Source organism: Streptomyces caeruleatus (genome assembly GCF_001514235.1).
GTDB lineage: Bacteria > Actinomycetota > Actinomycetes > Streptomycetales > Streptomycetaceae > Streptomyces > Streptomyces caeruleatus.
Window position 1 is genome coordinate 560674 of record NZ_KQ948928.1, and the last position, 12960, is coordinate 573633.

General features: G+C 71.3%; 10 protein-coding genes. 5 read left to right on the forward strand and 5 right to left on the reverse strand.

What is annotated here, in order from left to right:
- The first annotated feature begins 19 nt into the window (after positions 1-19).
- Positions 20-556 carry a hypothetical protein gene (locus AQJ67_RS17940; RefSeq protein WP_062719869.1) on the forward strand — a complete coding sequence of 179 codons (537 nt, stop codon included), beginning with the start codon at positions 20-22 and terminating at the stop codon, positions 554-556.
- A gap of 5 nt (positions 557-561) precedes the next feature.
- On the opposite strand, the gene AQJ67_RS17945 is transcribed toward AQJ67_RS17940, so the two are convergent.
- The 3 genes from AQJ67_RS17945 to AQJ67_RS17955 all read right to left on the reverse strand — a co-directional run bounded on the left by AQJ67_RS17945 (position 562) and on the right by AQJ67_RS17955 (position 4791).
- Entirely contained in the window at positions 562-1614 is a 1053-nt protein-coding gene (locus AQJ67_RS17945; protein ID WP_062719872.1) for a LacI family DNA-binding transcriptional regulator, read from the reverse strand.
- Positions 1615-1702: 88 nt separating this feature from the next.
- The gene (gene mmuM, locus AQJ67_RS17950) at positions 1703-2620 is read right to left on the reverse strand and encodes a homocysteine S-methyltransferase (protein ID WP_062720092.1); all 918 of its coding nucleotides are present in this window, start codon (positions 2618-2620) and stop codon (positions 1703-1705) included.
- Positions 2621-2679: 59 nt separating this feature from the next.
- On the reverse strand, positions 2680-4791 hold the full coding sequence (locus AQJ67_RS17955; RefSeq protein WP_062719879.1) for an autotransporter: 2112 nt from the start codon (positions 4789-4791) through the stop codon (positions 2680-2682).
- A 188-nt stretch (positions 4792-4979) separates the two neighbouring features.
- Between AQJ67_RS17955 and AQJ67_RS17960 the strand changes: the two genes are divergently transcribed.
- Both AQJ67_RS17960 and AQJ67_RS17965 read left to right on the forward strand, forming a co-directional pair.
- Complete coding sequence (locus AQJ67_RS17960; protein ID WP_062719881.1) at positions 4980-6089, forward strand: glycoside hydrolase family 43 protein; 1110 nt, start codon at positions 4980-4982, stop codon at positions 6087-6089.
- A 1-nt stretch (position 6090) separates the two neighbouring features.
- Positions 6091-7503: a family 43 glycosylhydrolase gene (locus tag AQJ67_RS17965; protein WP_062719883.1), complete on the forward strand. Its 1413-nt coding sequence runs from the start codon at positions 6091-6093 to the stop codon at positions 7501-7503.
- Positions 7504-7516: 13 nt separating this feature from the next.
- Here the strand turns inward: AQJ67_RS17965 and AQJ67_RS17970 are convergent, their stop codons facing one another.
- Complete coding sequence (locus tag AQJ67_RS17970) at positions 7517-9181, reverse strand: rhamnogalacturonan lyase B N-terminal domain-containing protein (protein WP_062719885.1); 1665 nt, start codon at positions 9179-9181, stop codon at positions 7517-7519.
- Positions 9182-9398: 217 nt separating this feature from the next.
- Between AQJ67_RS17970 and AQJ67_RS17975 the strand changes: the two genes are divergently transcribed.
- Positions 9399-10451 carry a rhamnogalacturonan acetylesterase gene (locus AQJ67_RS17975; protein WP_062719887.1) on the forward strand — a complete coding sequence of 351 codons (1053 nt, stop codon included), beginning with the start codon at positions 9399-9401 and terminating at the stop codon, positions 10449-10451.
- A 72-nt stretch (positions 10452-10523) separates the two neighbouring features.
- The gene (locus AQJ67_RS17980) at positions 10524-12221 is read left to right on the forward strand and encodes a DUF2264 domain-containing protein (RefSeq protein WP_062719889.1); all 1698 of its coding nucleotides are present in this window, start codon (positions 10524-10526) and stop codon (positions 12219-12221) included.
- Here the strand turns inward: AQJ67_RS17980 and AQJ67_RS17985 are convergent.
- A complete protein-coding gene (locus tag AQJ67_RS17985; protein ID WP_062719890.1) occupies positions 12211-12879 on the reverse strand; it encodes a hypothetical protein in 669 nt (222 codons plus the stop codon). The two genes, AQJ67_RS17980 and AQJ67_RS17985, sit on opposite strands and share 11 nt — an antisense overlap.
- Positions 12880-12960: the final 81 nt, after the last annotated feature.

The following is a 12960-nucleotide window of genomic DNA, read 5'->3' on the forward strand; positions in this document are numbered from 1 at the left end:
GTAGGGCAAGATCCTTTGCATGTACGAATACGAGGATCCCTCGCGCTGGACGCCCGAACCGGTGCGGCCCCGAGGGAAGTTGACCCTTCTCTTCCTCGCGAGTGTGGTGTTCTTCCCGGTGCTCGTCGTGGTGTGGCTGGCCGTGTTCGCGGTGCTGCTCGCCGTGGGCGTACTGACCGAGGTGATCGCGGCGTTCAGCGATCGGTACGAGCAGGGGTTCATGAAGGTGATGGACCGCACCCTCGGCCCTCTCATGGACCTGGCCGGCTGGTGCGTGACCTGGCCGGAGCTGCGGCACGAGGGCGACACGGAGTACTACCGGGCCCGCGTCGACAAGGTGGTCGCCCGCTGGACGGCCCGCGCCTCGGCCCCGGCCCGCCCGAACAAGGCGAAGCCGCCCGTGGAGTGCGCCATACGGCTGCGCGACTACCGCGGCGTGGGCGGCGGCTACGTCGCCTACGCGGCCCGCGCCCAGGGCTGGGAGCTGCGGCCCACGGACGTGCGCAAGGAGGTGCGCCTGTGGTGGTCGGCCGCCTCGCCCGCTGAACCGCGCTGACGTTCCTACTTCGCCGGCGCCACCGAGTCCCGCACCACCACATGCGTGCCCAGCAGCAGATGCTCGTCCGGATTCTCCGGGGTCCGGCCGAGCGCGGTGCGTACGGCGAGGCGGCCCAGCTCCTCGTAGGGGACGTGCACCGTCGTCAGGGCGGGGTGCAGGTCGCGGGCGAACGGGATGTCGTCGTAGCCGGCCAGCGACACGTCGCCGGGCACGCTCAGGCCGGCCTCGTGCAGGGCGGTCAGCGCACCGGCCGCGACCATGTCGGTGGCGGCGACCACGGCCGTGAACTCCAGGCCCTGCTCCAGGGCCTCGCGCATCAGGCGGTGCCCGGAGTCGCGGGTGAAGTCGCCGTGCCGGAGCAGCGCGGGGTCGGGGTCCAGGCCGCGGGCGCGGTGGGCGGCGAGATAGCCGCGCTCACGGCCCTGCGCGGTGGTGTGGTCGGACGCGCCGCCGAGGAACAGCACCCGCTGATGCCCCTGGGTGAGGACGTGGGCGACCAGGGCGTAGGCCCCGCCCTCGTTGTCGTACTCGATGACCGTGACCGGCGCCCCGGGGCCGAGCGGCGGCCGGCCGCACAGCACCAGCCGGGAGCCCGCCGACGCCAGCGAGTCGGCCATGCGGCGGGTGCGCTCGCGGTACTCGGGGGTGTCGGCCGAGCCGCCGACCAGGATCACGGCGGCGGCACGCTGGGCGCGCATCATCTCGACGAACTCCACCTCGTGCTGGACGTCGCCCTCCGTGGTGCACACCAGGCACAGATGCCCGAGCCGCCGCGCCTCCCGCTCCACCCCGTGCGCCATGTGCGCGAACGACGGCCCGGTGATGTCCTCCAGCACGAACGCCAGCGTGGGCGTGCCGACGCCCGCGACCGCCTTCGCCCGCGCGTCGGCGACGTAGTCCAGGTCCCGCACCGCCCGCATCACACGCGTCCGGGTCGCCGAACTCACCGGATACACCCCGCCGAGGACCCGCGACACGGTCGACGCAGACACCCCCGCCCGGGCCGCCACGTCCCGGATGGTGCTGCGCCCCGCGTCCTCGCTCTTCCTGGTCATCCCTGCCTCGCCCCCTCGAACTGCGGAAACACGGCAGCAACCGGTTCCCGTCCGGAGGCTAGCAGTGCGGTGGGGGAGTCGGCAGACGTTATGCCTTCAATGACCTCGCGATCCCCGCGACCGCCTCGGGCCCGACCCGGCAGCACCCCCCGATCAGCCGCGCCCCGGACGCGCGCCACCCCAGGACCTCCTCCGGGGTGAAGGAGGAGCGGCCGTTCCAGGCCCGCGCCTCGGCGTCCCAGGCCTCCCCGCTGTTCGGGTAGACGACGACCGGCTTGCCGGTGACCCGGGCGGCGGTCTCGACGGCACGCTCGACGTCCTCCGGCACGCAGCAGTTCACGCCGACCGCGATCACCTCGTCCGCGTCGGCGGCCAGGGCGAACGCCTCCTCCAGCGGCTGCCCGGCGCGGGTGCGCTCCCCGGCGACGGAGTACGACAGCCAGGCCGGCACGTCCAGCCCGCGCACCGCCCGCAGCAGCGCCTCGGCCTCGTCGGCGTCCGGGACGGTCTCCAGAGCCAGCACGTCGGGACGGGCCGCGGCCAGCACCTCCAGCCGGGGCCGGTGGAAGCGCTCCAGCTCGTCCACGCTCAGCCCGTACCGCCCCCGGTACTCGGAGCCGTCCGCCAGCATCGCCCCGTACGGCCCGACCGACGCGGCCACCCACAGCGGCCGGGCGACCCCCTTGCGCTGCGCCTGCCGGGCGGCCTCGCGCGCCAACTCCACGCTCAGGGCGAGCAGTTCGGCCGCCCGCTCCCGCCCGATCCCTCGCTTGCCGAACCCCTCGAAGGTGGCCTGGTAGCTCGACGTGATCGCCACGTCCGCCCCGGCCTCGAAGTAGGCGAGATGCGCCTCGGTGATGGCCTCCGGCTGCTCCGCGAGCAGCCGCGCCGACCACAGCTCGTCGCTCAGGTCGTGCCCGGCGGACTCCAGCTGGTTGGACATGCCGCCGTCGAGCACGACGGGTCCGGCGGCGAGGGCTTCGGCGAGGGTGATGGTGCTGGTCATGGTGACGACGGTAGTCGAGTGGGGGCGGGTGTCCGGCATGCGGGACACCCCGGGCGTCCCTACGCCGCGTGCCGCCCACCGCGCCGCCGCCCGCGTCCCCGTCCGAACCTCGTCGCCGGGACGGCGAGCCCGACGAGCAGGCCCGAGGCCAGGACGTAGGGCCACCAGCCGAGGCCGCTGCTCGCGACGCTCGCGGTGCGGGGGCCGGGGGAGCCGAGGGTGTCGGCCGCCGTGCGGGGGGTGTCCGAGCCGGGGGAGGGGGTGGCGGTGACGGCGGTGAGGACCACGTCGTTGCCGTCGCCGCCCCGGTAGCTGATGCGGTAGGTGGTGTCGTCCAGCTGGAGCTTCCTGCCCTCCTTGAGGCCGGTGAAGCTGCCGGACGTCTTCGCGCGGCCCCGGTGGTCGAGGACGGTGATCTTCGGGGCCGGTGCGGTCGCGGTCGCGGCGGACGCCAGGTCCAGGTCGCCGGCCAGGCGGACGGCGCCCGTGACCTTCAACGGGCCCTCGCGCAGAACCAGTTCGCCCTGCGCCGACTGGGTGTAGTCGCCGGAGACGGTCAGGCCGCTCGCGACCACCCCGTCGTTCGTCACCGCTCCCCGCACGGTGCCCCTGCCGGTCAGTGTCCTGCCCGTGCCCACGCGCAGTCCCGAGGCGCCCGCGTCCAGCCGGGACTTGGCCGTCGTGAGCCGGATCGTCCTGCTGCGGGCGAGGGTCGCGCCGTCGCGCAGGGCGAGGGTGCCCCGCTCGACGGTGGTGGTGCCGGTGTACGTCACCGCGCCGCCCGTCAGGGTCGCCGTCGCGGACCCCGCCTGGGTGAGCGAGCCGCTGCCGCTGACGCGGGACAGCGACAGGGGTTTGCCCGTGTTGTTCAGGACCAGTGAGCCGTCGTTGACGACCTTGTGGAGGGCGCCCCGGGTGTAGAGCCCGCCGTCGCCGCCCGCCCGGCCGCTGCCCAGGCGCAGCACGGCACCCTTCTCGACGGTCGTCGAGCCGTCGTAGTACTGCACGGCCGCGAAGGTGACGTCGTTGCCCTTCGTCCCCTTGATGACGACGTCCCCGGCGCCGGGCGCGGCGAGCGTGTCGTGGAACCTGCCGCCGCCGATGGGGGCGCCCAGCGTCACCGGGCCGTTGTAGTCGAAGGTGAGCAGGGAGCGGGAGCGGGCCGCCAGGAGGTTGATGTAGACGGTCTCCGCCGTGCCTGGCATGAAGATCTTGTTCGTGGTGCCGTCGCCCCACTGGACGTTCGCGCCCTTGATGTTGGTGCCGCGCTTGTTGACGTTCTTGGGCGCGGGCGTCCAGTTCAGGGCCGGGTCGCTGAGCGAGGGGTCGGTGTCGCCGCCCTGGTCGGACCAGCTGTACTGGCCCGTGAGGATCACCTTGCCGCCCGGCCGGGACTGGACGTTGATGTCGCTGCCGTACTCGCGCTGGTAGAAGTCCATGCCCATGGTCACGGTCCGGCCCAGCGGGGTGTCCACCGTGTACGTGCCCTGGTTGAGGATCTTCCGCAGGTGCGGCAGCGATGTCGCGAACTCCGGGCGTCCGGCGTTGACCTGCGTGCCGTTGTCGATCACCCCGGAGAAGGGGTGGGTGCCCGCCAGGTCCCAGGTGCCCCAGAGGAAGCGGGGCTGGGTGATGAGGCCGGAGCCGCTGATCGTGCCCAGGTTGTAGGCGCTCTTCAGCGACAGCCGCAGGGTGCCGTCGACCCGGATGTTGTCCTGGTTGAGCCGGAACGCCGGGGTGCCGTACGGGAAGTGGCCGATCAGCCCGGTCGTGCCGCCGTCGCCGTACTGCAGGGTCGCCCCGCGCTCGACCGTGATCGCGGGCGGGTCGGCGTCGGTGGTGGTGACGTACGGGTGGTTGCCGCCGAGGACGCTCACCTTCTGCCGCTGCCGGGACTTCGGCAGGGTGAAGTCGCTGTCCCTGGTCAGGACCAGGGTCCCGGTGCCGCGCACGGTGAGCGTGCCCTCGCCGCGGAAGACACCGTCGTACGTCGTCGTCCCCGACGGCACGGTGACCACCGTGTCGCCGCCGAGCGTCACGTCCCGGTCGGCCAGGACGCCGGCGGTCACGTCCCGGTCGGCGGCGGCCGCGGGAGGAGCCCCGACGGTCAGGGCGGCCACGGCCGCGAGGGCGCCGACGGCCGCTGCTGTCTTGTGGGTATGGCTGCGCACGTCATCGGAGACGGGCGGGGAGGGCGCCGATAACAGAAAATCGCGACTCTTCGGTAAGCGCTCTCTTGGTCACGTCGAACCCGTTGACCTCCTGGTTCCACACCCTTACCTTTTCGGCGTTCGTAATGACAGATCATGTCCGTTATTTCGAACAACTCCCCCTGTGAGAACCCCGAGAGGCAGTCCGCATGAGCCGCGCAGACGACCTGCCCCACCTCCCCCCAGACCCTCAAGTGCCCAGCCGCAGACTGCTGCTGAAGGGCGCCGCAGCCGCCGGTGCCCTGACCGCCGCGTCCACCCTCCCCGGTGTCGCCCACGCCGCGCCCCCGAAGGCAGCCCCCTACGTGAACCCCCTCGTCCAGCAGCGCGCTGACCCCCACATCAACCGTCACACCGACGGCTTCTACTACTTCACGGCCACCGCCCCCGAGTACGACCGCATCATCCTGCGCCGCTCCCGCACCCTGAACGGCCTGACCACGGCCGCGGAGTCGGTCATCTGGCGGGCCCACGCCACCGGCGACATGGGCGCGCACATCTGGGCGCCGGAGCTGCACCGCATCGGCGGCAAGTGGTACATCTACTTCGCCTCCGCGCCCGCCGAGGACGTGTGGAAGATCCGCATCTGGGTCCTGGAGAACTCCCACCCCAACCCCCTCAAGGGCACCTGGGTGGAGCGCGGCCAGGTGAAGACCGCCTGGGAGACCTTCTCTCTCGACGCCACCACCTTCACCCACCGAGGCACCCGCTACCTCTGCTGGGCGCAGCACGAACCCGGGCTGGACAACAACACCGGGCTCTTCCTCTCCGAGATGGCCAACCCGTGGACCCTGAAGGGACCCCAGATCCGGCTGTCCACACCGGAGTACGACTGGGAGTGCGTCGGCTTCAAGGTCAACGAGGGCCCCTACGCCCTCAAGCGCAACGGCCGGATCTTCCTCACCTACTCGGCCTCCGCCACCGACCACCACTACTGCGTCGGCATGCTCACCGCCGACGCCGACGCCAACCTCATGGACCCGGGGAGCTGGGCCAAGTCGCCGACGCCCGTGTTCACCAGCAACGACACCACGAAGCAGTACGGCCCCGGCCACAACTGCTTCACCGTCGCCGAAGACGGCCGCAGCGACGTCCTCGTCTACCACGCCCGCCAGTACAAGGAGATCGTCGGCGACCCGCTGAACGACCCCAACCGCCACACCCGCGTCCAGAAGCTCGGCTGGAACCCGGACGGCACCCCGGACTTCGGCGTACCCGTGGCCGACACGGCTGCCGCGACCGTGAAGGAGAGTGCGTGAGATGAGACGTGCGTACGCCGTTCTGCTCGCCCTGTGTCTGGCGGTCGCGGGCGCCCTCGCGGCCGCCGGCCCCGCCCAGGCGGCACCCCAGACCGTCACCAACGGCACCCAGTTCACCGACACCTCGGGCAACCCGGTGCACGCCCACGGCGGCGGCGTCATCAAGGTCGGCTCGTACTACTACTGGTTCGGCGAGCACCGCAACAGCGACAACACCTTCCGGTACGTGGACGCCTACCGCTCCACCGACCTGAAGAACTGGGAGTTCAGGAACCACGTCCTGACCCAGTCGAGCGCCGCCGAGCTGGCCACCGCCAACATCGAGCGCCCCAAGGTCATGTACAACGCCTCCACCGGCAAGTTCGTCATGTGGATGCACAAGGAGAACGGCACCGACTACAGCGAGGCCCGCGCCGCCGTCGCCGTCTCCGACACCGTCGACGGCAACTACACCTGGCAGGGCAGCTTCCGCCCCCTCGGCCAGCACATGTCCCGTGACATCACGGTCTTCGTCGACACCGACGGCACCGGCTACATGGCCTCCGCCGCCCGCGAGAACTACGACCTCCAGATCTACCGCCTGACCAGCGACTACACCGGCATCGCCGCCCTGGTCGCCGACCCCTGGCACGGCGGCCACCGCGAGGCCCCCGCCCTGTTCAAGCGCAACGGCGTCTACTTCATGCTGACGTCCGGCGCGACCAGCTGGAACCCCAACCAGCAGCAGTACGCCACGGCCACCAGCATCGCCGGCCCGTGGACCGCGATGACGAACATCGGCGACTCCACGGCCTACGGCTCGCAGACCGCGTACGTCCTCCCGGTGCAGGGCACTTCGACCACCTCGTACCTCTACCTGGGCGACCGCTGGGGCAACTCCTTCGGCGGCACCGTCAACGACTCCCGCTACGTCTGGCTGCCGCTGACCTTCCCCTCCTCGACCTCGATGTCCATGTCCTGGTCCCCGGAGATCACCATCGACACGGCCACCGGCTCGGTCAGCGGGACGAGCGCCACGTACAACACGCTGATCGCCCGGAACTCGTCCAAGTGCGCCGACGTCACCAGTCAGTCGCTGTGGCAGGGCGCCCAGATCAAGCAGTACGACTGCAACGGCGGCAACAACCAGAAGTACTGGTTCAAGTCCGTCGGCAGCGGCTACTACCAGCTGCTGGTCAGGAACAGCTCCCTGTGCGTGCAGGAGAACGCGAGCACGGTCACCCAGGAGAACTGCAACGCCTCCTCGACCAGCCAGCAGTTCTCGCTCACGACCACCGGCTCCTACGTGAACGTCAAGTCCCGCGCGACCGGGGAGTGCCTGGACGTGAACGGCGCGTCCACCGCCAATGGCGCCGCGATCATCACGTACACGTGCAACGGCGCGACGAACCAGCAGTGGACGCGCGGGACATGAGGTGCCGGTGCCGTCAGGCGAGCAGGTCGATCGCGTCGATCGCCGTGCCCGCGCTGAGATAGCCGGTCAGCCCCGAACCGCTCACCACGTCGATCTTCAGCACGTTGTACTGGCCGGTGTCCGTCAGCCAGGCGGACGCCGGCACGCTGTACGTGAAGGTGTGGTTGTTGCCCCGGTACGAACCGTTCGTCAGCGAGCGGGTGTCCGGCTGGGTGGGCGGGGAGGGGATGGCGGAGGTCCAGTTGCCGTTGACCGACACCTGGGGGCGGCCGTTGGCGTACGCCGTCGTCACGCCGATCCGCAGGGTGTGCGCGGCCGCCGCCTGCGCCGCCGTCAGCTTGAAGTACACGAGGATGCCGCTGTTGACGTCCTTCCAGAGGTAGCACGGGAAGGAGGCCGTCTCGTTGCTGCCGATGACGACGTTGCCGGTCCAGGACGCGGCGCGGACGTCGGAGGGGTGCGCGTAGGTCATCAGGTCGGCGTTCTTGAACCCGCTCGGCGTGCCGTTCCAGTCGCCGATCCGCCAGATCGCGCTCGCGTTGCCCGGATCGTTCGAGGACGGGATCGCGATCGTGTTGAGGGTGGTCGTACCACCGGCTGTGACCGTCACCGACCCCGTGTACACGGCGAGTTCGCCCTTGAACACGGTCAGGGTGTACGTCCCCGGCAGCACACCCTCGATCGAGAAGAAGCCGTCCGACGAGCGCGCCGAACCCCAGTACTGAGCCGCCGAGTTGGCGAGCCCGACCGTGTACGGGTAGGCCGTGTTCCGCCCGGAGATCCCGACCCCGGCCACCTTGCCGCGCCCGCTCGCACCGACGTAACCGGACATGCCGAGCGAGTCCGCCCACGAGGTGGTCAGCGTGCCCGGGAACAGCGACGAGGAGGGCGCCCCGCCGTCCGTGAGGGCGATGACGTACGGGCCCTGGAGGCCGAAGCGCTGGGCCTCGGTCTGGTTCTGGCCGTAGTACAGGATCTCGTACAGGCCGCCGCCGTCCGCGCTCTGGTGGCGCAGCAGCGAGCGGTAGAACGGGCCGCCGGACGCCTTCTCGTGGTTGCTGCGCACGATCCACAGACCGACGCCGCCGCCGGACCAGCCGACGTAGTCGTAGTCCATCACCCGCCGCTTCGAGTAGTGCTTCGAGCGGGTCTGGCCGTCGGACTTCGCGAACACGTCCGAGGCCTCGATGGTGCTGTTGGTGTACGTGTAGGAGTCGGGCTCGTCGTTGAGGAACAGGCCCTTCTTCACCCGCAGGATGTAGCGCGTGGCGGAGACCGACGTGTCGGCCTTGTTGGTCCACAGGTAGATGTTGTTCTCGCCGCTGCGGGCCGCGTAGTAGTGCCGCAGCGTGCCGTACGCGACCGAGATCAGGATGGTCGAACCCGACTGCCTGATGGACACGGTGGAGCTGCCGAGGCCGGACTCGATGTGCGAGTTCATGCCGCCGTAGCCCTGGTACTCCGTGCCCCGGTAGACCAGCGAGGTCAGGTCGCCGTTGGACTTGCTGACCTTGAAGACGAGGTTGGCGCCGGTGTCGACGACGTAGTTCGACCCGTCGTCGCTCCAGCCGAAGGCCGCGGCGGCCGCGGTCCCGCTCAGCGCGGCGGTCCCGGCCGCGGCCGCGGTACCGAGCACGAAGGTACGGCGTCGGACCGCTCTGTCGGTGGATCCGGACATGGGGGGTGCCTCCTTCGAGAGGTGTTCGAGAGGTATCTCGAGGATCGTGGGGGTGGTGCGGGTGAGAGCGAGAGTGACAGTTGAATCGATTTCGCGAAAGGGCTTTCGTCGCGGAGGAGTTGGCAGTTCTGTGAAATCCGACCGGACTCTAGAAAGCGCTTGCGGAAACGGGTACGGTCCAGCGCCAGGCCTTGTCGTCCTGTGGAGGAGTCGACGAATGAGACGTTTCAACCTCGCCGTCCTGGCTGCGCTGACGCTGAGCACCGGCCTGGCGGCCGTACCGGCCCAGGCGCACGGGTCGTACGACGGTCAGCGCCCCCTCGGCCTGGAGAGCTGCACCGCCACCGTCTGCCACTTCGACGTCCCGCCCGGCACGTACGACGTGAAGGTCCTCCTCGGCGGCGAGGCCGCGTCCAGCACGAGCGTCACCGGCGAGACCCGCCGCGCCCTGCTCCCCGAGACGGCAGCCCCGGCCGGCGCGCGTGTCTCCCGCAGCTTCACCGTGAACGTCCGCACCCCCGAGGGCGAGCCCACCGGCCCCGACGGCACCGCCGGCCTCGACCTCCGGCTCGGCGGGGCGGCCCCCGCGCTCGCCGACATCAGGGTCACCCCCGCACGGCACGCCCGCCAGATCTTCCTCGTCGGCGACTCCACCGTCTGCGACCAGCCCGCAGACCCGTACTCCGGCTGGGGCCAGCAGCTGCCGCAGTACCTCCGCAAGGGCGTCTCCGTCGCCAACTACGCCGACTCCGGCGAAAGCACGGTCACCTACCTCGCGGACTCCCGCCTCTGGGCCACCGTCCAGCCGCGGATCCGCCCCGGCGACCTGGTCCTGATCCAGCTCGCCCACAACGACAAGACCACCGACGAGGCGACCTACCGGGCCAACCTGGAGGCCCTGGTCGCCGGGGTCCGCGAGAAGCGCGGCGAGCCCGTCCTCGTCACCCCGATCGTGCGCCGCTGGTTCAACGCCGACGGCACGCTCAACAACGGCACGGCCCTGCTGGTGAACGGCCTGGGCGTGGACCACCCGGCCGTCATCCGCTCGGTCGCCGCCGACCGGGACGTCCCCCTCATCGACCTGACGGCGAAGACGAAGACGCTGGTGGAGTCCCTGGGCGTCGAGGCCTCCAAGGCGCTGTACCTCTACAACGAGAAGCGCGACAACACCCACACCTCGGTGCACGGCGCCACGACGTACGCGGAGCTCGTCCGCGACGAACTCACCGCCCTGCATCTGGTGCCGAACGGCCTGGCGCGGGTGGGATGAACCCCTGGGGCGCCCCGACCGGAACCGGGGCGCCCCAGGTCTGAACCGAGCCGGCGAGAAAGAGAACAACCGATGCACCTGCCCCCCGACGACCGCACCCTGAGCCCGCGCACCGGCTACACCCGCGCCCACTGGGAGACGGCCGCCGACTCCCTGCTCGCCGCCGTGGAGCCGTACGCCACCGAGGACCGCGCCCTCTACCACTTCCCGGGCGACCGCCAGAGCTGGTCGGGCCGCCTCTCGGACGGCCTGGAGGGCTACGCCCGTACGCTCCTGCTGGCGGCCTTCCGCCGGGACGAGACGGCCCTGGAGCGCTACGCCGACGGTCTCGCGGCCGGCGTCTCGGGTGTCTGGCCCCGTATCGAGGACCGCAGCCAGCCGCTCGTCGAGGCCGCGTCGATCGCCCTCGCCCTGCGACTGACCCGGCCGCTGTTGTGGGACCGGCTGGACGACGGGGTGCGCCAGCGTGCGGCGGCCTGGCTCGGGGACGGGCTGACCGCGGAAGCCTGGCCGTGCAACTGGGAGCTGTTCCCGGTGACGGTGGGCGGCTTCCTCCAGGAGATCGGGTACGAGGCGGAGGAGTCCCGCAAGGCGATCGACCGCGGGCTCGGACGCATCGAGGAGTGGTACGTCGGCGGCGGCTGGTACACCGACGGCGACGGCCGCAAGTACGACTACTACAACGGCTGGGCCATGCACCTCTACCCGGTGCTGCACGCCTGGCTGGCCCAGGACGAACGGCTCCTCGACCTGTACGGCGGCCGGCTCTCCCGCCATCTGGAGGACTACGCCCGCCTCTTCGGCGGCGACGGCGCCCCCATGCACCAGGGCCGCTCCCTGACCTACCGTTTCGCGACCACGGCACCCCTGTGGCTCGGCGCCCTCACCGGCCGTACGCCACTCACCCCGGGCGAGACCCGCCGGCTGTCCTCCGGCGCGCTGAAGTACTTCCTGGAGCGCGGCGCCGTGGACGAGCACGGTCTGCTGAGCCTCGGCTGGCACGGCCCCGACGAGGCCGTCCTGCAGGGCTATTCGGGCCCGGCGTCCCCGTACTGGGCCAGCAAGGGCTTCCTCGGCCTGCTCCTCCCGGCGGACCACGAGGTGTGGACGGCGGCGGAGGAACCCGCCCCCGCCGAGCGCACGGACGCGGTCACCGCCGTCGCCGCCCCCAACTGGCTCCTCCAGTCCACCAGCGCGGACGGCCTGGTCCGCCTCCACAACCACGGCAGCGAGGACGTCCGCTACGACCCGTACTACACACGCCTCGCCTACTCGACGGCGACGGCGCCCGCCCCGACGTACGACAACAGCGTGCTCGTCGGCGACGATCCGAGCCGTACGGACATCGTGCCGCTGGGCGTGGGCGACGGCTGGGCTGCGTCCCGGCACTCGGCCGGCGACGGGGCGCGAGTGACGAGCGTGGTGCTCGCGCGGGGGGCCGTGGAGGTGCGGGCCCATCTGGTGGCGGGGGCGGCGCAGGGGACGCCGGTCCGGATCACTGGGTGGGCCGCGACGGACGAGGTCCGCGCCGAACTCCGCCCTGTCGCCGGGCTCGACGACGAACTCACCGGCACCACTGAGGCCGGTCCCACCCTCTTCGTCGCCCTCGCCCGGCTCACGGCCGAACCGGAACCCGCGCCGCTCCAAGAACTGGTGACCGTGGACGTGGACGCCGACGGCGGGATCCATGTCCGCTGGAGCGACGACCGTGCCGTCCGCGTGTGGTTGACGGACGGCGACGGCGTGCGGGTCGAGACCGCTAGCGCCTGACCTCCTGGGCCGTGGCCGTGATGCCCGCCCGGTCCAGCGCCGTGGCGACGGCGGGCGGGTCCAGCGGGTCACCGTCGGCATGGGTGCGCAGGCACTCCAGCAGCAGCCGTGCGTCCAGCCGGTGCGCCTCGGCGTCGGCCAGGAGGCTGTCCCGGCCCGGCCCGTCGGCCGGCTCGTCGACGCGGACCGCCAGCTCCCGCAGCAGGGCTCCGCGGTCGACGAAGTCGCTCATGCCGCAGTCCAGGCCGTCGTCCCCGAGGCTGTCGGGGTAGGGCGCCCGGCTCCACGCCCCGTTCTCGTACCAGTAGACGCAGCCCAGTTCGTTGCCTTCCAGCCGGTACCGCAGTTCCTCGTACGGCAGCCAGTCGGGGCCGCCCGCCAGCATGTCGATCGGCGGCTCGTGCCACTTCACGCCGCTCGACTCGTCCTCGCCGTAGAGCACGAACCGGCCCTCGCCCATATTGGACATGACCCACCAGGTGCAGCCGGAGTCGTCCCAGTTCAGGCCCGCCTCGTCGATCCAGTGGCCGGACCGGTGCACGGTGGGGATCCTTTCCCGCTCGGTGGTCGTCGCGACGGCCGCGAGCAGCGCCCACCGTGCCCACAGCACCTCGCCCGGCGGAAGGTCCTCCGGCTGCCCCGGTCGGTGAATGGTCATGCGAGCCCCCGTGTGTCCTCGTCGTGTACGCGTCGCGATGATGATCACCGCAACAGTACGGCCTTCAGGACCTCACCGGCC